Annotated in this window: 27 protein-coding genes; 15 read left to right on the top strand and 12 right to left on the bottom strand. The window is 63.0% G+C overall.

Annotation, left to right across the window (positions count from 1 at the left end; translation table 11 throughout):
* Position 1: 1 nt before the first annotated feature.
* From ruvB to E5X88_RS07810, 5 genes are all read right to left on the bottom strand, one after another.
* On the bottom strand, positions 2–1,042 hold the full coding sequence (gene ruvB / locus E5X88_RS07790) for a Holliday junction branch migration DNA helicase RuvB (RefSeq protein ID WP_292159948.1): 1,041 nt from the start codon (positions 1,040–1,042) through the stop codon (positions 2–4).
* Between the two features lie 43 nt (positions 1,043–1,085).
* Positions 1,086–1,706, bottom strand: a complete 621-nt coding sequence (ruvA, locus tag E5X88_RS07795) for a Holliday junction branch migration protein RuvA (RefSeq protein ID WP_292159951.1) — start codon at positions 1,704–1,706, stop codon at positions 1,086–1,088.
* Positions 1,707–1,716: 10 nt separating this feature from the next.
* Positions 1,717–2,226, bottom strand: a complete 510-nt coding sequence (gene ruvC, locus E5X88_RS07800) for a crossover junction endodeoxyribonuclease RuvC (RefSeq protein WP_292159953.1) — start codon at positions 2,224–2,226, stop codon at positions 1,717–1,719.
* An 87-nt stretch (positions 2,227–2,313) separates the two neighbouring features.
* Positions 2,314–2,844, bottom strand: coding sequence for a DUF1465 family protein (locus tag E5X88_RS07805; RefSeq protein WP_292159955.1), 531 nt, complete (start codon positions 2,842–2,844; stop codon positions 2,314–2,316).
* Positions 2,845–3,208: 364 nt separating this feature from the next.
* On the bottom strand, positions 3,209–3,613 hold the full coding sequence (locus E5X88_RS07810; protein ID WP_292159958.1) for a hypothetical protein: 405 nt from the start codon (positions 3,611–3,613) through the stop codon (positions 3,209–3,211).
* A 350-nt stretch (positions 3,614–3,963) separates the two neighbouring features.
* Between E5X88_RS07810 and E5X88_RS07815 the strand changes: the two genes are divergently transcribed.
* Positions 3,964–4,515, top strand: coding sequence for a DUF2269 family protein (locus E5X88_RS07815; protein ID WP_292159960.1), 552 nt, complete (start codon positions 3,964–3,966; stop codon positions 4,513–4,515).
* 161 nt (positions 4,516–4,676) lie between these two features.
* Here E5X88_RS07815 and E5X88_RS07820 read toward each other — a convergent pair whose 3' ends face one another.
* Entirely contained in the window at positions 4,677–5,447 is a 771-nt protein-coding gene (locus tag E5X88_RS07820) for a sulfite exporter TauE/SafE family protein (protein ID WP_292159963.1), read from the bottom strand.
* Positions 5,448–5,538: 91 nt separating this feature from the next.
* Positions 5,539–5,988, bottom strand: coding sequence for an Lrp/AsnC family transcriptional regulator (locus E5X88_RS07825; RefSeq protein WP_292159965.1), 450 nt, complete (start codon positions 5,986–5,988; stop codon positions 5,539–5,541).
* 133 nt (positions 5,989–6,121) lie between these two features.
* Between E5X88_RS07825 and E5X88_RS07830 the strand changes: the two genes are divergently transcribed.
* The 9 genes from E5X88_RS07830 (at position 6,122) to E5X88_RS07870 (ending at position 14,115) form a co-directional block, all read left to right on the top strand.
* Positions 6,122–7,063, top strand: coding sequence for a DMT family transporter (locus E5X88_RS07830; RefSeq protein ID WP_292159967.1), 942 nt, complete (start codon positions 6,122–6,124; stop codon positions 7,061–7,063).
* A 133-nt stretch (positions 7,064–7,196) separates the two neighbouring features.
* Complete coding sequence (locus E5X88_RS07835) at positions 7,197–7,844, top strand: thiamine phosphate synthase (protein WP_292159968.1); 648 nt, start codon at positions 7,197–7,199, stop codon at positions 7,842–7,844.
* A 1-nt stretch (position 7,845) separates the two neighbouring features.
* On the top strand, positions 7,846–8,877 hold the full coding sequence (locus E5X88_RS07840; protein ID WP_292159971.1) for a tetratricopeptide repeat protein: 1,032 nt from the start codon (positions 7,846–7,848) through the stop codon (positions 8,875–8,877).
* A gap of 169 nt (positions 8,878–9,046) precedes the next feature.
* Positions 9,047–9,613 (top strand): elongation factor P, encoded by a 567-nt coding sequence (efp, locus tag E5X88_RS07845; RefSeq protein ID WP_145711109.1) that lies wholly within the window; start codon positions 9,047–9,049, stop codon positions 9,611–9,613.
* 40 nt (positions 9,614–9,653) lie between these two features.
* Positions 9,654–10,454 (top strand): inositol monophosphatase family protein, encoded by an 801-nt coding sequence (locus E5X88_RS07850; RefSeq protein ID WP_292159975.1) that lies wholly within the window; start codon positions 9,654–9,656, stop codon positions 10,452–10,454.
* A 98-nt stretch (positions 10,455–10,552) separates the two neighbouring features.
* Positions 10,553–11,242 (top strand): hemolysin III family protein, encoded by a 690-nt coding sequence (locus tag E5X88_RS07855; RefSeq protein ID WP_292159977.1) that lies wholly within the window; start codon positions 10,553–10,555, stop codon positions 11,240–11,242.
* A gap of 113 nt (positions 11,243–11,355) precedes the next feature.
* Positions 11,356–12,381, top strand: a complete 1,026-nt coding sequence (locus E5X88_RS07860) for a MotA/TolQ/ExbB proton channel family protein (protein WP_292159979.1) — start codon at positions 11,356–11,358, stop codon at positions 12,379–12,381.
* 1 nt (position 12,382) lies between these two features.
* Positions 12,383–13,414, top strand: coding sequence for a peptidoglycan -binding protein (locus tag E5X88_RS07865; RefSeq protein ID WP_292159981.1), 1,032 nt, complete (start codon positions 12,383–12,385; stop codon positions 13,412–13,414).
* A 269-nt stretch (positions 13,415–13,683) separates the two neighbouring features.
* Entirely contained in the window at positions 13,684–14,115 is a 432-nt protein-coding gene (locus E5X88_RS07870) for a hypothetical protein (protein ID WP_292159983.1), read from the top strand.
* 78 nt (positions 14,116–14,193) lie between these two features.
* Here the strand turns inward: E5X88_RS07870 and E5X88_RS07875 are convergent, their stop codons facing one another.
* A complete protein-coding gene (locus tag E5X88_RS07875) occupies positions 14,194–14,547 on the bottom strand; it encodes a DUF1304 domain-containing protein (RefSeq protein ID WP_292159985.1) in 354 nt (117 codons plus the stop codon).
* 208 nt (positions 14,548–14,755) lie between these two features.
* Here E5X88_RS07875 and E5X88_RS07880 point away from each other — a divergent pair, with 208 nt between their 5' ends.
* Positions 14,756–16,240, top strand: coding sequence for a carboxypeptidase M32 (locus tag E5X88_RS07880; protein WP_292159987.1), 1,485 nt, complete (start codon positions 14,756–14,758; stop codon positions 16,238–16,240).
* A gap of 161 nt (positions 16,241–16,401) precedes the next feature.
* A complete protein-coding gene (locus tag E5X88_RS07885; protein WP_292159989.1) occupies positions 16,402–18,396 on the top strand; it encodes a DUF3857 domain-containing protein in 1,995 nt (664 codons plus the stop codon).
* Positions 18,397–18,412: 16 nt separating this feature from the next.
* Here E5X88_RS07885 and E5X88_RS07890 read toward each other — a convergent pair whose 3' ends face one another.
* Positions 18,413–20,215, bottom strand: coding sequence for an ABC transporter transmembrane domain-containing protein (locus E5X88_RS07890; RefSeq protein WP_292159991.1), 1,803 nt, complete (start codon positions 20,213–20,215; stop codon positions 18,413–18,415).
* A gap of 203 nt (positions 20,216–20,418) precedes the next feature.
* Between E5X88_RS07890 and rpmE the strand changes: the two genes are divergently transcribed.
* Entirely contained in the window at positions 20,419–20,640 is a 222-nt protein-coding gene (gene rpmE / locus E5X88_RS07895; RefSeq protein WP_006327661.1) for a 50S ribosomal protein L31, read from the top strand.
* 130 nt (positions 20,641–20,770) lie between these two features.
* On the opposite strand, the gene E5X88_RS07900 is transcribed toward rpmE, so the two are convergent.
* Positions 20,771–21,412 carry a TetR/AcrR family transcriptional regulator gene (locus E5X88_RS07900; RefSeq protein WP_292159993.1) on the bottom strand — a complete coding sequence of 214 codons (642 nt, stop codon included), beginning with the start codon at positions 21,410–21,412 and terminating at the stop codon, positions 20,771–20,773.
* 112 nt (positions 21,413–21,524) lie between these two features.
* Between E5X88_RS07900 and E5X88_RS07905 the strand changes: the two genes are divergently transcribed.
* Together E5X88_RS07905 and E5X88_RS07910 are read left to right on the top strand one after the other, a co-directional pair.
* Complete coding sequence (locus E5X88_RS07905; protein ID WP_292159995.1) at positions 21,525–22,358, top strand: NAD(P)H-binding protein; 834 nt, start codon at positions 21,525–21,527, stop codon at positions 22,356–22,358.
* A gap of 1 nt (position 22,359) precedes the next feature.
* Positions 22,360–22,833, top strand: coding sequence for a DUF1772 domain-containing protein (locus tag E5X88_RS07910; protein ID WP_292159997.1), 474 nt, complete (start codon positions 22,360–22,362; stop codon positions 22,831–22,833).
* 38 nt (positions 22,834–22,871) lie between these two features.
* Here the strand turns inward: E5X88_RS07910 and E5X88_RS07915 are convergent, their stop codons facing one another.
* Both E5X88_RS07915 and E5X88_RS07920 read right to left on the bottom strand, forming a co-directional pair.
* Positions 22,872–23,198, bottom strand: coding sequence for a SelT/SelW/SelH family protein (locus E5X88_RS07915; protein ID WP_292159999.1), 327 nt, complete (start codon positions 23,196–23,198; stop codon positions 22,872–22,874).
* 59 nt (positions 23,199–23,257) lie between these two features.
* On the bottom strand, positions 23,258–24,007 hold the full coding sequence (locus E5X88_RS07920) for a YebC/PmpR family DNA-binding transcriptional regulator (protein WP_292160001.1): 750 nt from the start codon (positions 24,005–24,007) through the stop codon (positions 23,258–23,260).
* Positions 24,008–24,069: the final 62 nt, after the last annotated feature.

Here is a 24,069-nt window from a genome sequence, read left to right on the forward strand (position 1 = left end):
CTTACTGCTCTTCCTGGAACAGGCTGATTTGCTGCTGTGCCAAGTCCTTCGGTGCGTCGAGACCGAGATGCCGCCAGGCATTGGCGGTCAGCACGCGGCCCCGCGGCGTGCGCTGGATGAAGCCCTGCTGGATCAGATAAGGTTCGATGATGTCCTCGATGGCGTCGCGCGGCTCGGAGAGCCCAGCCGCGATCGTCTCGATGCCGACCGGCCCGCCGCTAAAATTCCGCGCGATCATCGACAAATAGCGGCGGTCGAGCGCATCGAGGCCGAGCGCATCCACCTCGAGCCGCGTCAGCGCCTCGTCGGCGATCTGCCGATCGACATGACCGTCACCGGCGACGGAGGCGAAATCGCGCACGCGGCGCAACAGGCGTCCGGCGATGCGCGGCGTGCCGCGCGCGCGGCGCGCGATCTCAAGCGCGCCATCGTCGCCGAGCGGCATGGCAAGGATGCGGGCGCCGCGGCGCACGATCTGCTCCAGTTCCTCGACGGAGTAGAAATTGAGACGGACAGGAATGCCGAAACGGTCGCGCAGCGGATTGGTCAAAAGGCCGAGCCGGGTGGTGGCGGCGACGAGGGTGAAACGGGCAAGGTCGATCTTGACCGAGCGCGCCGCCGGCCCCTCGCCGATGATCAGGTCGAGCTGGAAATCCTCCATCGCCGGATAGAGGATTTCCTCGACCGCCGGGTTGAGCCGGTGGATCTCGTCGATGAACAGCACGTCGCGGTCTTCGAGATTGGTGAGCAATGCCGCGAGATCGCCAGCCTTGGCGATGACCGGACCGGAGGTCGAGCGGAAATTGACGCCGAGTTCGCGCGCCATGATCTGTGCCAGCGTCGTCTTGCCGAGGCCGGGCGGGCCGACGAACAGCACATGGTCGAGCGCCTCACTGCGACCCTTGGCGGCTTCGATGAACACTTTGAGATTGGCCCGCACCGCCGCCTGGCCGACGAAGTCGCCAAGCGTCTGCGGCCGCAAGGTCTGCTCGGCGTCCTCGCCGCGCTTGTCGGGAGCAATGAGGCGTGGCGAAAGGCTCATGCCGCCTTCCTTGCACAGGGCAGGGAACGAGACAAGCGCAGACTCACCGCGCCAGTTCCTTCAGCCCAAAGCGGATCAGCTTCGACGCGTCCGCGTCCTCGCCGGCGCTCTTCAGCGCCGCCGCCACCGCATTGGCGGCGGTATCGCGCGAATAGCCGAGATTGATTAGAGCCGAGACGGCATCGGTGATCGGCGCTGAGGCGACGCCTTCGCCGAGCTCCTGCTTCAGGCCGATCGTGCCGGAGGCAGTGCCTGCATAGGCTGGCGCCTTGTTCTTCAGTTCGGTGACGATGCGCTCGGCCACCTTCTTGCCGACGCCCGGCGCGCGACTGACCATGGCGATATCACGCAGCGCGATGGCGTTGGCGAGATCGGCCGGCGCCAGCGTCGAAAGGATGGCCAGCGCCACCTTGGCGCCGACGCCCTGCACATTGTTCATCAGCAGCCGGAACCACTCGCGCTCCAGCACCGACTGGAAACCGTAGAGCCGCAGCATGTCCTCGCGCACATAGGTCTCGATGAACAACACCACCGCCTCGCCGGGTGCCGGCAAAGCGGCAAGCGTGCGCGCCGAGCAGTGGGCGACATAGCCGACGCCGTGCACGTCGATGATGCAGAAATCCTCGTCGATCTCGTCCAGTGTGCCTTTGAGCTTGCCGATCATGCCTGATCCTTCATGCCAGCGCCGCTATCCTATAGGCAACACTCTGCCGGTGATGCGCGTGGCAGATGGCAATGGCAAGTGCGTCGGCGGCATCGTCAGTGTCGAAAGTCGCCTTCGGCATCAACACCTTGACCATCATGTGGATCTGCTTCTTGTCGCCATGGCCGACGCCGATCACCGCCTTCTTGACGGCGTTGGGCGCATATTCGGCAACGACCAGACCCGCCCGCGCCGGCACCAGCATGGCGATGCCGCGCGCCTGGCCAAGCTTCAGCGTCGCTGCCGCATCCTTGTTGACGAAAGTCTGCTCGACCGCCGCCTCGTGCGGCATAGTCGCATGCATGATATCGCTGAGCCCATCATGCAACTGGCAAAGGCGCGTCGCCAGCGCCGCCTTGTCGTCGGAACGCACAGTGCCGGAGGCAACGAAGCGCAGCGAATTGCCGAGGCTTTCGACGATGCCCCAGCCGGTGCGCCTCAGCCCCGGATCGATGCCGATGATGCGAATCGCTTCCCCCATTCGCCAAGTCTACCCTTGGCGGGCAGCGATGCCAGCGAAATGTGAACAAACCAGAAACGGGCTCCCGCCACGGCCCAGGCAGGCCTGTCAGCCGCGGGCGAAAGCCGTGTTCAGCAGTGTGATCTGGTCGGAAACCGGATTGACGCGGCGGCCGGATGGCGGCACGTCGGCCACGGCGCTGCCATAGATTTCCTCGTCCATGCGGCGCACCAGCGCCTGCAGGCGCAGCGAGCGGTCGACGAGGTCGAGAAAATCCTTGGGCAGTTCGCCCCAGCCTGCGGCATCGTTGTTGGCGGAAGCGGTATCGAGACGCACCTTGGATTTTTCGGAAGCAACCTGATCGCGGGTCATCTCGCCGGAATTCGCCGCGCGCTGCAAAAGCAGCCACGAGGCGACCTGCATCAGCCTCGTGGTCAACCGCATCGACTCAGCCGCATAAAGCGTCGCGGCCAGCCTGGACAGTTTCTTCGCCTCGACCCTGCCCTTGCCGTCCAGATATTCGGCCGCCTGTTCGACCAGGCCCATGCCTTCCTGGTAGAGCGGCTTGAAGGATTGGGAGAAAACCCGGCGCTCCGCCAGCTTGATGGTTTTCGCGCTTCCCTTCGAAGACTCGTTCATCGATTACGCCCCTGCACTTGCCTTACAGCCGGCTGATTCGGCGGCATCGCCGTCATGCCTGTAGCCTATATGACTGAAGCTTGAAAATGCGCTTCGGAGGCGGTGAAGGCAAGCACATGTTTAACAAACGGTTAACGGCGGCGCAGGCGCCGTGCAACCCGGATCGCGGACAAAAAAAGAGCCGCGGATAAGGCGGCTCTCAGGAGTTTAACAGGGAGGCGTCAAACAAAGTGGCTCCAACCACTCGGTAAGAATCCAGATCACTGGATGCGCATAGTAAACGCCTGTAAAGCTTAATGAAGCCTTAACGGCGCGGATATTTTTTGATCAAGTGTCGCCCGCCTGTGCCGTAACAGCACAGTGCTCAGGCCTTTTGGGGCTCAGGAAGCCGCTCGGCTTTCCACACCACCGGCAGCGTGATGTAGGCGAACAGCAGCAATCCCGCGTAAAAGCTCATCGAGGACACTGCCACCAGCGGCTCGATCGCCGGGTTGCCGGCAAGCATGATGTAAAGGCCGATCAACAGGCCGATGCCACTGATTGCCGTCAACCAGAAATGGACGGTGGCGAGCGTCTTTTGCCCGATTGCCGGAAACAAATGGTAGAAGAAGGCAAACACCGCCGACATCAGCCATCCGGCCACCATGATATGGGCGTGGGTCGGCATCTGCCCATGGTCTTTGCTGATCGCCATCTGAAGGCCGAGCGCCATCCCGCACAGTGCGTAGATGACGGCCAGCGTGAAGAAATTTCGTGCTACCTTTTGCATCATATCCCCCGAATTGCCATTTCCCGCTTTGGGAATGGGTTGAGTTTAGGCGGTTGATCCGCCACCGGATCCCCGGCATCGGCGCATTAGCATCGGCAATGTTTCTGGACGATGCCGCATCGCGGCCGACCCCTCCCGGCCCTGCAGCAGTAGCAGCAAACAGCGCGGCACACTCGTGCAATCGCTTAACGGTTCCATTCCGGCCGCGTTTCGCAGGACGCCGAAACAAACCTGCCTCCCACGCGACATCGTTCCGAAACAGGCGCCGCGCTAAACGCCCGCTCCTCGCAGCGAGACGGAGCAAACCTGCGCCGCTCACGATCATCAAGAAACATCCAGGAGGGAAAAACATGGACTGGTACTCGATCGTCAAATTTCTGCACATCGTCTCGGCGATCCTCTGGGTCGGCGGCGGCTTCACGCTGATGGTGCTTGCCGTACGCGCCGACCGCGCCGGAAACATAGAAGGCATGCTGCAGGCCATGCGCGCCACCGGAGAGTTGGGCAACAGGTTCTTCGCGCCGATGTCGATGCTGACGCTTGCCTTCGGCCTCATCATGTGCGGGTTCTGGGTCGGCTTCTCCGACCTGTGGATCCTGATCGGCCTTGCCGGCTATGCAACGACCTTCTGCATCGGCATGTTCGTCTTCAAGCCGACCGCCGACCGCATGGCGGGGATGATCGCCAAGGACGGCGTGACGCCGGCGGCCCTGGCCCAGGGCCAGCGCATCCTCAGCGCTGCACGCCTCGACTATTCGGTGATGCTCGTGATCATCGCCGACATGGTGCTGAAGCCGACGCTGAACGATGTCACCATCCTGGGCTGCATGGCGCTGGTCCTGACCACCGGGATTGCTCTCGCCCTCGGCGGGGCGCGCCGGCTGGTGCCGAGTGCCGCCTGAAGTCTGCGGCGCAGCCGATAGAGCGGAATGCGTTCAAATTGAACTGAGCGCCCCCGCTCTATCTATTTGTTTTAGCCGTATTTCTGACGACGCCAGGTGATTCCACTTGGCTGCAGAATGCTCAAGCGGCTCGACCGCCGGCAGCTTCAATGGGCGGCGATCTATAGGAGGCCGGCGATCCCGTCCCACAGAAGCTTGACCGCGACGACCGCCACGGTCGCGTAGGTGAATGGATAGAACAGTTCCGGCCGCATCCGCCGCACCAGCCAGGCGCCGGCGACGGTCGAGAGCGGCGCCAGCGGTAGCAGAACCGCTGACGCGGCCAGATTGGTGGTGTCGAACTGTCCCAGCGCAAAATAGGGGATGAGCTTCAATGCGTTGGTGGCGGCAAAAAAGATTGCGGCGGTGCCCGACAGTACTTTCGGATCGAGCCGGATCGGCAGCGCATAGACCTGAAAGGGCGGGCCGCCGACATGGGCGACGAAGCTGGTGAAGCCGGCGACCGTCCCCCAGAAGGCGGCAGCCGCGCGGTTGGGCTCGGCAGCGTGGTTCGCACCGTGCCGCATCTGTAGATAGACCCAGCGAAGCACGAAGATAATGGCCACGGCGCCGACGATCAGCCGCACCATTTCCTGTGTCACCAGCGCCGCGGTCAGCCAGCCGAGGCCGATGCCGATCACCGCCCCCGGCATCATGTCCGTAAGCATCTTGCGGTCGTAGACACCCCGCCATGTCCACACCGAGACGATGTCCATCAGGCACAGAATCGGCAGCAGGATGGCGGCGGCCTGCACCGGCGGCATGGCAAGCGCCATCAGCGGCACGCCGACGAAGCCGACCGCACCGCCAAAGCCGCCCTTGGACAGACCGACCAGGATGACGGCTGGAATGGCGGCGGCATAGAACCACGGATCGAGGAGAAGGCCTGACATGGGGAAAGGAGGCTGGAGGGAAGGTCTGGCTCTGGAATAGACCAGAAACGGTCACGCCGCGACCGCAAAATATGTACCCGTTGCCACCGGGTCACATGCTTGGCATGTCGAGCGGTGGCGGGCGCCTCTGGATCGGCTGCGCCTTGATGATGGCGGTGCTGGTTTCGGCCTTGTCGGCGATACGGTCGAGAAGCTTGTCGAGATCGCCGATCGAACGCACGAACAGCCGGGCAACAAAGCAGTCGTCGCCCGTCACCTTGTCGCATTCGCCAAACTCCGGGGTCTCCTCGATCAGCTTCTGGACGATATGCAGCTTGCCCGGCAAGGGCCGGATACGAACGATCGCCTGCAAGGTGTAGCCGAGCGCTTGGGGATCGATCTCGATGGTGAAAGCCCTGATAACGCCGCGATCCTCGAGACGTCGAAGCCGTTCCGAAACACTTGGCGACGATAGCCCGACCTTTTGGGCCAACTCCTTCAGCGAGGTTCGTGAATCCCGGATCAGGATGTCGAGAAGCTTTTTGTCCAGCTCGTCCAGCATTTTACGGTCCTCAAGCAAAAACGAATATTTCCTCACTTAATTAGGCGAAACACCGATATCACCTTTCGAAAATTATAGAAAGCGTTGGAGCCACATGAGATTGTCAAGCCTCAACGGATCACAGGGACATCTCATGGACAACATGGCACGCGGCACCATCGAAATGACGGCCGCGATGGCGATCCTCGGCACGATCGGCTGGTTCGTCGTCCTTTCGGGCCAGCCCATCATGGACGTGGTGTTCTGGCGCTGCGCCTTCGGCGCGGTAACGCTGCTGATCATCTGCGCCGCCTTGGGACTGCTGCGCGGCAGGCTGTCGCTTCGCGTCGTGGCAATCGCGGCTCTCGGCGGTGCGGCCATCGTCATCAACTGGCTGCTGCTGTTCAGCTCGTTTTCCCGCGCCTCGATCTCGATCGCCACGGCTGTCTACAACACGCAGCCCTTCATGCTGGTCGGCTTTGGCGCGCTCTTCTTCTCAGAGCGGCTGACCATGACAAAGCTGACCTGGCTTGGCATCGCCTTCGCCGGCATGCTGTTGATCGTGCAGGCCTCGCCTGATGCAGGCTCTAATGCAGGCCCCAATACAGGCCCCAATACAGGCAATGTCGGCACGGATTATTTTACCGGCATCGCGATGGCGCTGGGTGCGGCTTTCTTCTGGGCTGTCACCGCCATCGTCACGAAGAAGCTCAAAGGTACGCCACCGCACCTGATCGCCCTGATCCAGGTCTGCGTCGGTGTCGTCATGCTGGCACCCTTCGCCAACCTTTCCCACCTTCCCGCCGATGCGTGGAGCTGGAGCATGCTGGCGACGCTTGGCGTCGTCCATACCGGTCTGATGTACATTCTGATGTACGGCGCCATTCAGAAACTGCCGACGCATCTGCAGGGGTCGCTGTCCTTCATCTACCCCGTGGTTGCGATCCTGGTCGATGTCGTTGCCTTCGGCCACCGGCTGCATCCGGCCCAGATCGTCGGCGCCGCCGCCATCCTGGTCGCGGCCGCCGGCATGAATCTCGGCTGGACGCTGTGGAAATCGAAGCCGCCAGCCGAGAGCACTCAGGCAATCAAGTGAGGGAAGAACGTCGCCGGACGACAATCATGCGCCAATGATCCTGCCCGCCCGCCTGTTCAAGGCAGGCACTTTGCTCTATGCCGCAATGCAACCATCTTCGCCCGGCATAGGCGAAAACCGGGATCGAAAACCAATGAACGACGCAACGCCTCCAAATCGCTGCCGCATCGTGCTGATCGCGCCGCCCGGCGTGTCGGCAGAGCGCATCGGCGCGGCGTTCGAGGGCGGCGACGTCGCCTCGCTCATCCTGCCCGAGAACGGCATGGACGAGGCCTCCTTCCAGGCCTTCGCCGAGCAGATCGTGCCGGCGGCGCAAGCGGCAGGCGTCGCTGTCGTCATTGCCGGCGACACCCGCATAGCCGGCCGCGTCCAGGCCGACGGCATCCATGTCGAGGTCGGCAAGGCCGAACTCGCCGAGACGATCGAGCGCTTCCAGGGAAAGATCATGGTCGGCACCGGCGGCGCCAAGACCCGCGACGATGCGCTGGAGCTCGGCGAAGTCAGGCCCGACTACATCTTCTTCGGCCGCTTCGGCTACGACAACAAGCCGGAGCCGCACCCACGCAACCTGTCGCTGGGACAATGGTGGGCGGATGTGATCCAGATTCCTTGCATCGTGATGGCCGGATCCGACCTCGCCTCGGTGGAAGCGGTGGCTGCCACCGGCGCCGAATTCGTGGCGTTGTCCAGCGCCGTCTTCGCCGACGGCGTCGACCCAAGGATGGCAGTCGCCAGCGCCAATGCGCTGCTCGACGAAACCGCGCCGCGTTTCGAGGACTGACGTGCCGGCGCGGACAATCCTTTTCGGTGTATTCCTTGCGGCGCTCACGGTGCAGGCCGCCGTCGCGGAGACCGTCCCGCTGCCACAGCCCAAGCCCGACACCGACACACAGACGGACAAGCCGATCGCCACGCCGCTGCCGCAGCCCGCCACCACCGCCCCGCTGCCGTCGGCCGACGCCATCAATCCCGACCGCTTCGGTGCAAAGCCTTCGGATTCCGCCTATGGCGCCTTCCAGCGCGGCCTTTACAAGACGGCCTACAACCTCGCTTTGGTCCGCGCCCAGAACGGTGATCCAGCGGCGCAGACACTGGTCGCCGAGATCTTGTCGCGCGGTCTTGGCATGCCGGTCAACGCGGCGGAGGCGGCAAAGTGGTACGCGCTTGCCGCCGAGCAGGGCATACCGGAAGCGCAATTCCAATATGCGCTGATGCTGCTCGACGGCCGCTACGTCAAGAAGGACGAAAAGGCGGCCTACGCGCTGATGCAGGCCGCCGCCGAGGCCGGTAACCGTCTGGCGCAATTCAACTTCGCGCAACTGCTGGTCCAGCAGGATCCGGGCGATGCCGGCATCGCAAAGGCCGTGTCCTACTATCAGCGCGCCGCCGCGACCGGCCTTGCCGACGCGCAATATGCGATGGCGCAGATCTATGCCAATGGCGTCGGCGGCACGCCGCGTGACGATGCCCAGGCCCGGGGCTTGCTGGCGCAGGCAGCACGGCAGAATTACGACACGGCACAGATCGATCTCGCCGCCTGGATGATCGAGGGACGTGGCGGCGCCCGCGACCTGAAGTCTGGCTTCGGCTGGATGAAGCAAGCCGCCGAGGGCGGCAATGTCGCCGCCCAGAACCGCCTCGCCAAGCTTTACATGGGCGGCATCGGCACCGATCCGGATCCGATCCTTGCCGGCGCCTGGTACGTCGTCGCCCGGCGCGCCGGGCTCATCGACTTGCAGATGGACGATTTTCTGCAGGGCCTGACCGACGAGCAGACGAAGCAGGCGCTACAGAAGGCCAACCTCTTGCCGTAACGCGCCACGGACGGTGAATATCTGACAGCGACGCGGGTTAGATGCTGACGAGGGAATGCCCCGAGCGCACTCCCCCTCCTGCCCACTCCCTTGCCTCTCCTGGCGATTTGTGGTCTTGGAGGCGCCAAATCGCTTTCATCGCGAAAATCTCATTCCGGATTGCATCATCATGGCCAAGATCAATGGCAACGAAATCCGTCCCGGCAACGTCATCGAGCACGACGGCGGCCTTTGGGTGGCGGTCAGGACCAACACTGTCAAGCCCGGCAAGGGCGGCGCCTACAACCAGGTCGAGCTGAAGAACCTGATCAACGGCACCAAGCTCAATGAGCGTTTCCGTTCCGCCGAAACCGTCGAACAGATCCGGCTGGAGATGAAAGATTTCTCTTTCCTCTACGAGCAGGGCGAAGCGCTGGTGTTCATGGATACCGAAAGCTACGAGCAGCTTGAATTGCAAAAGGATTTCGTCGGCGACCGCGCCGCCTTCCTGCAGGACGGCATGATGGTGACGGTCCAGCTTTACGACGAAAGGCCGATCGGCATTTCGCTGCCCGACCAGGTGACGCTGACCATCACCGAGGCCGACCCGGTGGTGAAGGGCCAGACCGCCGCCTCGTCCTACAAGCCGGCGATACTGGAGAACGGCATCCGCGTGCTGGTGCCGCCCTTCATCGGTTCGGGCGAGCGCATCGTCGTCGACACCAACGAAATCACTTACGTGCGCCGCGCCGACTAAAGCGCCCGGCAGCAGGAAGAAGCGCAGCAGGAAGAACACAATGGCGCGTTCCGCGATTCTCAATGTCATGGTCCAGGCCGCCATGAAGGCCGGCCGCTCGCTGTCGCGCGATTTCGGCGAAGTGCAGAACCTGCAGGTCTCGATGAAGGGGCCGGGCGACTATGTCAGCCAGGCTGACCGCAAGGCCGAGGACATCCTCTTCACCGAACTGTCGAAGGCGCGGCCGGGCTACGCCTTCCTGATGGAGGAGCGCGGCGTGATCGAAGGCGACGACGGCCAGCACCGCTGGATCGTCGATCCGCTCGACGGCACCACCAATTTCCTGCACGGCATTCCGCTTTTTGCCATCTCGATCGCGCTGGAGCGCCAGGGTCAGATCGTCGCCGGCGTCATCTACAACCCGGCGATGGACGAGCTCTACACCGCCGAGCGCGGCGGCGGCGCCTTCATGAACGACCGCCGGCTGCGCGTCGCCGGCCGCAGCAAGCTGATCGACGCGGTGATCGGCTGCGGCGTGCCGCATCTCGGGCGTGGCCAGCACGGCAATTTCCTTGTCGAGCTGCGCAATGTGATGGCCGAGGTCTCGGGCGTGCGACGCCTCGGCTCGGCTTCGCTCGATCTCGCCTACGTCGCTGCCGGCCGCATGGACGGGTTCTGGGAAACCGGTCTGTCGGCCTGGGACATCGCCGCCGGCATCCTGCTGATCCGCGAGGCGGGCGGTTTCGTGTCCGACTTCGCCGGCGGACAGAACATGCTCGATGGCGGCTCGGTCGTCGCCGGCAACGAGATCATCCAGCGCGCACTGCTGAAGACGGTGAAAAAGCCGGTGCCGCCGCGCTGATCAACTTGGCGCGCTGAACCGCCGCAGTCGCAAAACCGCAACCAAAGCTTGAAATACTGTTCGGTATCCGCCCAGATAAGGGGGATGCAGGATCATTCATGACGAACATCAGGCCCGAATCCCTGATCGAGATCCCCTTCATGGGACGCTGGCATTATTCGCGCGCCGAAATGATTGCCGACGGCATCGTCCATGCAGTGGGCATCGTGCTCGCCATTGCCGCCGGCTCGGCCCTGCTGGCGCTGGCCGCCCCCCATGCCGGCCCCGGCGAATATGTCGCCGCTGCCTTCTACGTGGTTTCGCTGCTCACCGTGCTGTCGGTGTCGCTGGCCTACAATCTGTGGCCGGTGTCGCCGGCCAAGTGGATTTTGCGACGCTTCGACCACGCCGCGATCTATCTGCTGATCGCTGCGACCTACACGCCCTTCCTGGCCCAGCTCGACGGCTCGCCGCTGGCCGTCTCGATGATCGTCCTGGTGTGGGTTGCCGCAGCGATCGGCATCGCCATCAAGGTGCTGCTTCCCGGCCGCTTCGACAGGCTGGCGATCGTCTTCTATCTCGCCATCGGCTGGAGCGGCATCGTCCTGGTCGAGCCGCTCGTCCAGACGCTGCCGACGACATCGATCGCGCTGATCGTTGCCGGTGGCATCGTCTACTCCTGCGGCGTCATCTTCTTTGCCTGGAAGGGCCTGCGCTTCCACAATGCGCTGTGGCACGGCTTTGTCGTCACCGGCGCCAGCCTGCATTTGGCCGCCATGGTCGACTGCCTGGTCATCAACCGGCTCTGACACCGATGAACCGGTTGGCAATATTGCCAAGCGCCATTCAATTTCGTCACAATTGCGTTTAGAGTCGCCGTCAAACGTGATTTGGCGGCAGCGGCATCGGAAACGGGGCACGGATGGCTTTTTTCAAATCCTTCGGCACGGACAGACGCTCCGACGTTCTGATGTACGATCCGCACAAATTGTCGAGCCCGCAGGTCTTTCTCCTGACCATGGTCATCTTCCTGATGATCGTCGCCTTCATCGCCGCCATCCTGACCCGTCAGATCTCGACCGCCTTCGCCACCAATCCCGGTCTCAACGGCCTGATCATCGGCGTGCTTGTGGTTGGCATCCTGCTGGCCTTCGTGCAGGTCGGCCGGCTGTTTCGCGAAGTGCGCTGGGTCAACTCCTTTCGGGCCGGCTCCGAAACCACCGAACCGGTGCTGCTGGCGCCGATGAAGGCAATGATCGGCCGCTCGTCGACGATCGCCTTCTCGACCAGTTCGATGCGCACCATGCTCGATTCGATCGCCACCCGCCTCGACGAAAGCCGCGACACCTCGCGCTATCTTGTCGGGCTGCTGGTCTTCCTTGGCCTGCTCGGCACTTTCTGGGGCCTGCTCAACACGATCGGCTCGATCCGCGAAACCATCGAGTCGCTCGATCCGGGCACCGGCGATGCCGCCGCCGTGCTCGAATCGCTGAAACAGGGGCTTTCCGCGCCGCTGGCCGGCATGGGCACCGCCTTCTCGTCCTCGCTGTTCGGCCTATCCGGTTCCCTGGTGCTCGGCTTCCTCGACCTGCAGGCTGGCCGCGCCCAGACGCGCTTCTACACCGAACTCGAAAACTGGCTGTCCTCGGTCACCGACCTGTCGTCCGACATCGTCGTCGCCGAACCGGTCAAGGCCGAATCCTCCGACGAGATCCGCGTCCTGTCGGAAAAACTGCGCAGCTTGCAGGAGAATGGCGGCGGCGCCAATCCGCGCGTCGCCACCGCCATGGCCAATCTTGCCGACGGCATTTCGGGCCTGGTCAAGAACATGCGCTCGGAGCAGCAGATCATGCGCGACTGGGTCGAGGCCCAATCGGACGAGCAGAAGGCGATGCGCAGCACGCTGGAGAAGATCGCCGACGCCCTGAAGAAGCCTGGAGTTCATTAGCATGGCTCTCGCCAGGAGCCGGCGTGCCGATCGCCGCATCGACTACTGGCCGGGCTTCGTCGACGCGCTGTCGACGCTGCTGCTCGCGATCATGTTCCTGCTCACGGTCTTCGTGCTGGCGCAGTTCCTGCTCGGCCGCGAAATCTCCGGCAAGGACACGGTGCTCAACCGCCTCAACTTGCAGATCAACGAACTGACCCAGCTTCTGGCGCTGGAACGCTCGACAACGCAGGACAGGGAAGATTCGCTCGCCAATTTACAGGCGTCGCTGTCGGCGTCAGAGGCGGAAAAGAGCCGGCTCGAGCAATTGCTGGCGCAAGGCGCCGGTGCTGGCGACGCAGCCAACCGGCGCGCCACGGCACTTTCTGGCGAGCTCGACAACCAGCGCCAGATCAGCCAGCAGGCGCTGAGCCAGGTCGAAATCCTCAACCAGCAGATCGCGGCACTGCGCAGACAGATCGGAGCGCTCGAAGAAGCGCTCAACGTGTCCGAAGCGCGCGATCGCGAGTCCAACACCAAGATCGCCGATCTCGGCCGCCGCCTGAACGTCGCGCTGGCGCAACGCGTGCAGGAACTGAACCGCTATCGGTCCGACTTCTTCGGCCGCTTACGCGAAATCCTCGCCGACCGCGAGAACATCCGCATCGTCGGCGACCGCTTCGTCTTCCAGTCGGAAGTGCTTTTCCCGACTGGCTCCGAGGTGATCAACGACGCCGGCAAGGTCGAGATGAAGAAGCTCGCCGACGCCATCATCGACTTGCAGAAGGAGATCCCGCCGGAGATCAACTGGGTGCTGCGCGTCGACGGCCACACCGACGACAAGCCGCTGTCGGGCACCGGCCGTTATCACGACAATTGGGAACTGTCGACGGCGCGCTCGACCTCGGTGGTGAAGTTCCTGATCGAGAATGGCGTACCGGCCAACCGGCTGGTGGCGGCCGGCTTCGGCGAATTCCAGCCGCTCGACCCCGCCGACACCGAAGACGCGCGCAACAAGAACCGCCGTATCGAGCTGAAACTGACCGAGCGCTGAGCCCGCCCCCCCGAACAGGCTTGGCTCGCAGCGACGGCGCGAGTTAGGGCACCGTCGCGCTGTCGGCAAGGCCTGAAAAGATTATCTTTTTTTAATTACACTTTGCCGCGGCCCGCTTCTAGCCTCTCTGGGGGCCGAGAACCGCCGGCGGTGAACCTTCATCGCGACGCGACGGAACCTGACGGCCCGAGGTCTGAGGCAGGACGACCCAAGCGCCCGCCTTCTCCATTAACAAGCGCCCGCCTTCTCCATTAAAAGGAGACGCAATCATGCGCTCTTTCGCTCCCAAGACTCTCAGGACTGCAACCCTCACCGCGCTTCTCATCGCTGTTCCCTTTGCCAGCGCCTACGCCGCCGGACATCACAAGGGCGCGCTCGACGAAGCGACACCGACCACCTTCTACGGTCCGCGCGAGAAAGGCCTTATCGATCAAATACGCGGCGTGGACAAAGGCATAGCGGACGCCAGGCAGGCGAACACAATCACGGCGGCCGAGGCGCAAAGGCTGCACATGCGGGCCGCCCATATCAGTCAGGCCGCCGCAAGGACGGCGGCGGCGGATCATGGCCGAATACCGGCCCCGCAATATCAGCAGTTGCTACGCCGGCTCGACAATGTCGACCAGACGCGACGGGCTGACAGCGGCACGGGTTTCCTGATCGGCGATGGGGCCGATGGCGGCCATTATCCAAACGGCTGACCATTCAAGGCAAGGAAGGGACTGTCTGACGCCTCGGGGCCTGTGCCCCGCTGGCGTCCTTCTTTGATCGCTGGCCGGTCACCAACCAAACCCGAGCGCGATCAGCGCCAGCACTGCCGGCACGGTCTGGATGAACAGGATCTTCCTGCCGACCGTCGCCGCGCCGTAGAGGCCGGCGATGGCGACGCAGAGCAGGAAGAAGACCTTGATCTGGAAACCGGCCTCGCCGACGTAAAGCCCCCAGATCAGCCCGGCGGCGAGAAAGCCATTGTAGAGCCCCTGGTTGGCGGCAAGCACTTTCGATGCGCTGGCGAATTCCGGCGTCAGCTTGAACGCCTTGTGGCCGCGCGGCGTGTCCCACAGCACCATCTCCAGATAGACGATGTAGAGGTGGATCAGGGCCACCAACCCGACCAGCACATTGGCGATCATGCTTCGTCTCTCCGTGGCGGCCTTGCGCCGCCAGGCGATATTGACCACGCACGCCATCACCTCCGCAAGATGCCCATCGCCTTCACAAGACGCATCGCGTCGCGCATCCGGCCAGCGCTCGAAGCGCTCATCAGCAGACGGCTTTCAGGGTTGCCAATGCCAGCGCATTGGTATCTTTTCCCGCCGTTCGAATTCAGCGGAACCCGCCATGTCCTTTCAGAAACTCGACGACCTCGGCCACAAGCTCGAAGCGCTGGAACATGCGCTCGCCATTCTCGGCGCCGACGAGGCGACCCATATGGCCGTCGGCGGCGGCGAGAAGCGCGCCGAGGCGATGTCTGCCCTGGCCGGCATGCACCACGCCCGAGCGACCGCGCCGGAGATCGCCGACTGGATCGCGGCGGCCGAACAGGAAACGCTGAACGACGACCAGCAGGCGGCGCTCAAGGAATTCCGGCGGCAATACACCAACCTGACCTGCCTGCCGGTCGAATTCGTCGAACGCCAAACGACCGCGCGCATGCGCTCCGAGCAGCTCTGGCGCGACCTGCGCGCGAAAAACGACTGGGCAGGTTTCTTGCCGGCGCTCGAAGGCGTCGTGGCGCTGGTGCGCGAGGAGGCAGCCCTTCGCGCCGATGTGCTCGGCCTCGACCCCTATGACGCACTGATGGAGCAATATGATCCCGGCAACCGTGCCGCCGACATCACGCCGGTCTTCGCCGAGCTGAAGACCTTCCTCAGGGATTTCGTGCCGGAGGCGCTGGCCGTGCAGGAGGCGCGGTTGGCAAAACATCCGCTGAAGCCGCTTTCGGGCAGCTATGCGATTGACAAGCAGCGCGAGCTTGGCCTCGCCATGATGGCGGCGGTCGGCTTCGATCTTACCCACGGCTCGCTTTCCGTGTCGCATCATCCATTTTGCGGCGGCGTGCCGAGCGACGTGCGCATCACCACCCGCTACAAGACCTCCGACTTCCTGTCGGCGCTGATGGGCGTGCTGCACGAGACCGGCCACGCGCTTTACGAACAGAACCTGCCGAAGACGTGGGCGCACTGGCCGCTCGGCAAGGCGCGCGGCATGGCCGTGCACGAAAGCCAGAGCCTGTTCGTCGAAAAGCAGATCGGTCGCAACCCAGAATTCTGGCGCTGGGCGCTGCCGGTGGTCGAAAGGCACCTCGGCGAGACCTGGTCGATCGACGACATCCTGCCGCATGTGCACCGGGTCGAGCGCGGCCTGATCCGCGTCGACGCCGACGAGGTGACCTATCCGCTGCACGTCATCCTGCGCTATGAGCTTGAGCAGGAACTGGTATCAGGACGGCTGGAGGCCGCCGACTTGCCCGAGGCCTGGGACGCCAAGATGTGCGACTATCTCGGCCTGTCGACGTCAGACAACCCGGCCGACGGGCCGATGCAGGACGTGCACTGGCCGGGTGCCGCCTTCGGCTATTTCCCATCCTACACGCTGGGCGCCATGATGGCGGCACAGCAATGGGCGGCGCTGACGCAAGACCATCCTGCCGCCAACGAAGACCTCGCCAAGGGAGATTTCGCGGCGATCAACGACTGGCGCCGCGAAAGGATCTGGTCGCAAGGCTCGCGCTGGTCGACGCCCGACCTGCTCGAGCGCGCCACCGGCGAAAAGCTCAACGCCGCGCATTTCACCGAGCACCTGAAGAAGCGGTATGGCGCCTAGGGCCGCACCCCCCAACCGTACGCCGGCCGATCATCGTTATTCTCGAAGGTACCAAACGGTCCATCATTCTCGATCCCGGCGGAGCCACTCTGCCTTGCAGGACGCAATTTACTTTTCTATCACTAGTGGCATTCGACTGTATCTGGCGGGACGTGCAGGGCATGGGGCGGGCAAGACACTTTCAGGCCGCGACAACAGTGGTCGCAAGACTTTCTGTATTGATTGTTATCTGCACGGTCTGCTGGCCGGCCATGGCCGGTACGAACGTGCACAAGGGCAGCCTCGGCAGTTGGATCGAGCGGGTCGGACTGCCAAAAGCCGATCCGCAATTCGACAGCCAGATCAAGAACGGCATATCCAACCTGCTGTCGGATTATCAGATCCGCAAGCGCCCGGGCGGATTGGAGATCTTCGACCGCTACGCCTACAAGATCGTCGACCGCACAGGCCTGGAACGCGGCGCCAGCATAAGTTTTGAATTCGATCCTGCGACGTCCGACGTCACCGTGAACTGGATCGACATCATTCGTGACGGCGTGGTGGTCCAGCACCTTTCCGATGCTGATTTCGACGTGTTCCGGCGCGAGAAGGATGCGGAGAAGGGCCTCTTCGACGGTTGGCTTACCGCGTACGTGAACATCAACGATGTCCGGGTCGGAGACATCGTCGACTATGGCAAGACCACGGTCAGAACGCCGATCATCGGCACGGATCTTCTTTTCCATTCCGTTGCCGTGGCTTGGGACGAACCGATCGCTCTGATCCGCGAAAAAGTGACGTGGCCAACTGTGCAGCCCCTGAATTTCCGACAGGTCAGGACGGACATACGCCCGGATGTCCAGTCTGGCGGAGAAGCGACGACCTATCTTTGGCAAAGCGCCAATCCGATTCCGGTGAAATCGCAGCAATATCTGCCACCGGACTTTCTCGTATATCCGTCCATCGAAATCTCCTCGACGTCGAAATGGCAAGATATCGTCGACACGGTCCTTCCCCATTACCGGCTCGACCAGGAGCTGCCGGCAGATTTCGCATCGAAGCTCGATGCGATTGCCGCCAAATACGATGCGCCCGAAGACAGGATGATCGAGGCAATGCGGTTGGTCCAGGACAGCATCCGGTATGTCAGCCTGTCGATGGGTCGTGGTTCCTATATCCCGCGCAGCCCGACGACAGTGGTGGCAAGCGGCTTCGGAGATTGCAAGGACAAGGCGCTGCTTCTCGCCTCCAGCCTGCGGCGACTGGGGATCCATGCGGACGTGGCTCTCACGGATATCGATGAAGGGCTTGCTCTCGCCACTATCCTTCCGACGATTAGCGCGTTTGACCACGTCATCGTAAAGGCCGTTATCGACAGTCAGACGTATTGGATCGACGCGACTAACTATATGCAGGGGGGCAGAGCGGACGATCTTGTACCGCCAGACTATGGCTTTGCGCTGCCCGTTGTCGCCGACACCGCGGAGATGGAAAAGATAGACCGAAAGGAGCTCTACCAGCCGACCATCTTTGTGAGCGAGGTGTTCGATTTTCCCAAACGTAAAGGCGAGCCGCTCAAACTGACGGTTACCACTACCTATTGGGGCACAGATGCCGATAGCATGCGCTATAGGCTTGTCTCGCGATCGGCGACAAAGATCGCGGACGACTATCTCAAATATTACAATCGCCAGTATCCTGGAATGAAAAGCCTGGGACCGTTGGTGACGAGCGACAGCCGCGACAAGAACCTGGTTTCGGTAATCGAATCCTACGATCTGTCGGCAGACGATCTCGACGCCGATAACCTCTCCGAGGAATTTGCTCTGAAATCGGATGTCGGCATCCGGTATCTGCCGGAGCCCGACCTCCTCGAAAGGAGCGCGCCAATCTGGCTAGGCAGCCCGATCTTCAGACGACACCGGTCCACCGTCAGAAATCTGAAGGCGCAGTTCGTTGGCCCCGAGGACAATGACGACGTGATCACGCCCTACGTTGCATTCAAGGCTCGTTGGACGAGCACCCCCACCGAATTTCAGGTCGACTGGTTTCTCAAGACTATCGATGATCAGGTTCCCGCCAAGAACATCGGGCCCTATTTAAAATCCCTCAAGAAGATGAGCGACAACTCGGCTTGGACCTACAATTTCGCCTATTCCGACGCCGAAGCGAACTGAAACCGGTGAAGGGGGCCTATTCCGCCGCACCCCTGAAAGCATTTGCCCCGGTTTCGAATTGCAGCTTGGCCAGCCTTGCATAGATGCCGCCCTTGGTGACGAGGCTCTGGTGCGTGCCTTCCTCGACGATGCTGCCGCCATCCATGACGAGGATCCGGTCGGCCTTCAGCACGGTGGCCAGCCGGTGGGCGATGACGATGGTGGTGCGGTCCTGCATCAGCCGTTCCAGCGCCGTCTGCACCAGCGTCTCGCTTTCGGCGTCGAGTGCCGAGGTCGCCTCGTCGAGCAGAAGGATCGGCGCATCGCGCAAGATGGCGCGGGCAATCGCCACACGCTGGCGCTGACCGCCGGACAGCGTCACGCCGCGCTCGCCGACCTGGCTGTCATAGCCTTTTTCGAGCTTCAGGATGAATTCGTCGGCAAGCGCATCCTTGGCCGCAGCCTCGATCTCGGCGTCGCTGGCGCCGGGCCGGCCGAAGCCGATATTGTCGCGCGCACTGGCCGCGAAGATGGTGACATCCTGCGGCACGATGGCGATGCGCTCTCGTATGGCGACAGGGTCGGCCTCGCGGACATCGACGCCGTCGATCATGATCTTGCCCGTCTCGGGGTCGTAGAAGCGCAGAAGCAGCGAAAAGACGGTGCTCTTGCCCGCGCCCGACGGGCCGACGATGGCCACCGTCTCGCCGGGCTTGACCTGGAAACTCAGGCCGTGGACGGCGGCGCGGTCGGGCCCAGCCGGGTAGGAGAAGGACACGTCGTCGAAGCTTATTGCGCCTTTGACCGTCGCCGGCAGCAGCTTTGGATGCGCGGGGGCCTGGATCGCGGGCTTCTCGGCCAGGATCTCGGTCAGCCGTTCGGCGGCACCCGCCGCCTGGGAAAGCTCGCCCCACACTTCCGACAGCGCGCCGAGCGCGCCGGCGGCGAACACCGAATAGAGCAGGAATTGGCCGAGCGTGCCTGGCGACAGCGTCCCGTCGAGCACGTCGCGCGAGCCGAACCACAGCACCGCCACCACCGAGGAAAAGATCATGAAGATGGCGAAGAAGGTGAGGAAGGATCGGGCAAAGATCGACGATCGCGCCGCGTCGAACGCGGCTTCCACGGCGGATGAAAAATGCCCGGTGACCAGCTTCTCGTTGGTGAAGGCCTGCAACGTGCGCACCGCGCCGATCTGCTCGCTGGCGTAGGCCGTGGCGTCGGCCAGCGTGTCCTGCGCCAGCCGTGATTTGCGGCGCACCGAGCGGCCGAAGGCGACCAGCGGCAGCACGATCACCGGGATGGCGGCAATGACGAGGCCCGACAGTTTCGGGCTGGTGAAAACCATCATCGCCACGGCGCCGAGACCGAGGATGACGTTGCGCAGCGCCACCGATGCGGTGGCACCGACCGCCGATTTCACCTGCGTCGTATCGGCGGCGAGCCGCGACACGATCTCGCCCGACTGGGCAGTGTCGAAGAAGGACGGCGACAGCGTCGTGACATGGCGGAACACATCGCTGCGGATGTCGGCGACGACGCGCTCGCCCAGCGTGATGACGAAATAATAGCGGCTGGCCGACGCCGCGGCGAGCAAGGCAGCCATCACCACCAGCATGGCGAAGTACTCGGCGATGAAACTGGAATCGGAAGCGGAAAAGCCGTGGTCGATCATCCGCCGCACGGCGAGCGGCAAAGCCAGCGTCGTCGCCGCCGCGACGGTCAGCGAGATGACTGCGCCAATGACCATTTTCCGGTAGCGGGTGATGTAGGGGAACAGGCGTCGCAGCGGCTTGAGCGAACGCCTGCGCGCGTCTGCATCGCCACTGGTGTGCGCCATGACCGTTCCCTCTGGCTCTTCTGGGCATGCGCCTCAATATGCGCTTGCCGCGGCCTTGTGATTCAATTCCGGCTGATGTATAGGCTCGCCGACCGTTTTAGAAGCCGTGGCTCCTCAATAGCTGCGGCTTCGAGTTTTAAAAAGGGGCGCATCGACGCAGGCTTTGTGCCCGTCAGCAGCGCCAGCGAACCAGGAATAGCACAATGAAGACCGACATCCATCCCGACTACCACACCATCAAGGTCGTCATGACCGACGGCACCGAATACATGACCCGCTCGACCTGGGGCAAGGAGGGCGACACGATGAACCTCGACATCGACCCGACCACCCATCCGGCCTGGACCGGCGGCCAGCAGACCCTGCTCGACCGCGGCGGCCGCCTGTCGAAGTTCAAGAAGCGTTTCGAAGGTTTCGGCCTCTAAGTGCATGTCGCCCAAAAGTGCGAAGCGGTTTTGGGATAACGACACGCACAGATAAAAATAAGCCGCACCGGTTTATCGCAGATCAAGAACCCGCCCTCGTGGCGGGTTTTTTGTTGCCGAAATGCGGGCCCTACTGGCCGACCAGTTCGCGCAACGCCATGCGCTTGTAAGCGGCGACCAGGTCGTCACCCTCCTGCCGCCCAACGGAGATCGCCAGCCGCATGGTGGCCTCGCCCATCTGCCAGATGAGAAGCGCCGTCGTTTCCAGCGCCGCCGGATCGGCGGCAGGCCGCAGCCGCTTCAGCACCGCGGTGAGGAATTCGGCGTTGGCCCGGCTGTCGGCGAGCTCGAGTTCGCGCAGCGCCTTGTCGGCCTGGGTGCCCGACCAGATGTCGCGCATCACCGGCTCCGCCAGGAACAGTCCGTAGTAGATATCCACCAGATCCGAAAACGCCCGCCGCAGCCCTTCGGCGTCGCTGACCTGTGCAAGAGCTGCCGCGATGCAGGCCTGGCTTTCGGCGGTGTAGCGCTCGGCCAGGGCCCAGATGATCGCCCGCTTATCCGGAAAGAACTGGTAGAGCGAGCCGATCGACACCCCGGCCCGTTCCGCCACTTCGCCCATCCGCATGGCATCGCTGCCTTGCTCGGCGATCAGCGCGGAGGCGGCGGCCAGCATCCGTTCGACCCGCTCGCGGCTGCGCTGCTGGCTCGGTGCCCGGCGCGGCGATGCGATCTGGCCATCCTGTGAAACCGGTACGGTCGAGCCTTCCATCACTGTCTCCAGACGAACAATCAACAAATTGGCTTGACTCACAAAATACGAGGGTTTATCACGTTTTGCAAATGTGAGGATTGCTCATGTTTACGGGCAAAGGAGAATCGCCATGATCGACACAGCAAGGAAACCGACTCTGATCCTTGGCGGCACCGGCAAGACCGGTCGTCGTCTCGCGGACAGGCTGACGGCGCAGGGCCTGCCGGTACGGATCGGCTCCCGCTCGGGCACGCCGCCCTTCGACTGGGAAAACAACACGACCTGGGAACCCGCGCTCGATGGCGTCGGTGCCGTTTACATCAGCTACTATCCCGATCTCGCCGTGCCCGGTGCTGCCGAAGCGGTCGGCGCCTTCGCCAACCTTGCCGTGGATCGCGGTGTGCGCCGGCTGGTGCTGCTGTCGGGGCGTGGCGAAACCGAAGCGCAACGCGCCGAAGAGATGCTGAAAGCCTCAGGCGCCGACTGGACGATCCTGCGCTGCGCCTGGTTCGCCCAGAACTTCAGCGAGAGTTTTTTGCTCGATCCGCTGCTCGCCGGTGAGGTGGCTTTGCCCGTCGGCCCTGTTGGAGAACCGTTCGTCGATGCCGACGACATTGCCGACGCCGCCGTGACGGTGCTTACCCGGCAAGGCCATATCGGCCAGCTTTACGAGCTGACCGGGCCACGGCTGCTGAGCTTCGCCGAGGCAGTCGCCGAGATCGGCAAGGCCGCCGGCCGCGACATCGGCTTTATCAGGATTTCGCATGCGGAATTTACCGCGGCTGTAGCCGCGTACGAGCTGCCGGCCGAGTTCGCCTGGCTGCTCAACGAGCTGTTCACGGAAGTGCTCGACGGCCGCAACGAGACGCTGACCGACGGCGTCGAGCGCGTTCTCGGCCGAGCCCCAAAGGACTTTTCCACCTACGCAACCGAAACCGCCACTACCGGCATCTGGAGTGACTGACATGATCATGAAACTGCTCCCCACCCTCACCTTCATCGCCGCGATCGGCTCAGGCGTTGTCGGCGGCGTCTTCTTCGCATTCTCCAATTTTGTCATGCCGGCGCTTGCCCGTCTGCCTGCCGCCGGCGGCATCGCCGCAATGAATTCGATCAACATCACCGTCATTACGCCGCTGTTCATGACCGCGCTTTTTGGCACCGGACTGGTCTGCCTGATCCTCGCCGTCGGCGCTGTCATCGGCTGGAACCAGCCGGGTTCGTTCTGGCTTCTCGCCGGCGCCCTAATCTATATCGTCGGCAACCCGATCGTGACGATGATCTTCAACGTGCCGCTCAACAACGCGCTGGCCGCCGTCGATCCGTCCAGCACCAACGGCGCCGCGGTATGGGCCACCTATCTCAGGGATTGGGTGATGTGGAACCATGTCCGCACCATCACCGCCATCGCCGCGCTAGGCTGCTTCATCATGGCATGACGGTGAATGCAGGCGCAGAAATGTGAAAAGACCCTGCCTCAGGCAAGGTCTTTCGACGTGGGATCTTTTGACTTATGGCCCTTGCGGTCGGCATGGCCGAGATCGCGGTCCGGATCGATGACGTCGCGAACCAGCTGCTTGAGCTTTGCGGCATCCGGAAAGCCGCCATCACGCTTGCGGTCCCAGACCAGCGTGTCATTGCACGAAATGGTGAAGATGCCGCCGGTGCCGGGCACCAGCGTGACCTCGCCCAGATCCGTTCCGAAGGTCGACAGCAGCTCCTGCGCCATCCAGCCGGCCCGCAGCAGCCAGAGGCATTGCGTGCAATAGGTGATGCGGATGGTGGGTAGCGGCTTTTCAGCCATGTCAGATTGAACTCCGCTCATGTCTGGCTGAGCTCCGCTCATGCCGGGCTAAGCTCTGCTCATGCCGCGCTGAGCTTCGCCATGGTTTCGTCGTCGACTTCGAAATTGGCGTAGACGCTCTGCACGTCGTCGTCATCCTCGAGGGTGGCGACCAGCTTCATCAGCGACTGTGCTCGTTCCTCGTCGACCGCAATGTTGGTTTGCGGCTTCCAGATCAGCTTCACTGACTCCGCCTCGCCGAGCGCGTCTTCGAGCGCCTTCGACACCTCGCCCAGGTTCTCGAAGGCGCAATAGATCGTATGGCCTTCCTCGTCCGACTGGACATCGTCTGCGCCGGCCTCGATCGCCGCGTCCATGACCTTCTCGGCGCTGCCGACTGAGGCCGGATAGACGATCTCGCCGACACGGTCCCACATGAACGACACCGAGCCGGTTTCTCCCATCGCCCCGCCGGCCTTGGTGAAGGCGGCACGCACATTCGACGCCGAGCGGTTGCGGTTGTCGGTCAGCGCCTCGACGATCAGCGCAACGCCGCCCGGTCCGTAACCCTCATAGCGCACCGCTTCGTAGTTCTCGGCATCACCCATCGACGCCTTGTTGATGGCGCGCTGGATGTTGTCCTTCGGCATCGACACCGCCTTGGCGTTCTGGACGGCAAGGCGCAGGCGCGGGTTCATCGATGGATCTGGCGCGCCGGTCTTGGCCGCGACGGTGATTTCGCGCGCCAGCTTGGAAAACATTTTCGACCGCACCGCGTCCTGGCGGCCCTTGCGGTGCATGATATTCTTGAACTGTGAATGGCCAGCCATGGCACCCCTGTCGTCTTCTCGGCTAGAGCATCCTGCGGCGAGGTAGTCACCTCGCCTTTTGC

The sequence above is a fragment of the Mesorhizobium sp. genome (genome assembly GCF_004962245.1).
GTDB lineage: Bacteria > Pseudomonadota > Alphaproteobacteria > Rhizobiales > Rhizobiaceae > Mesorhizobium.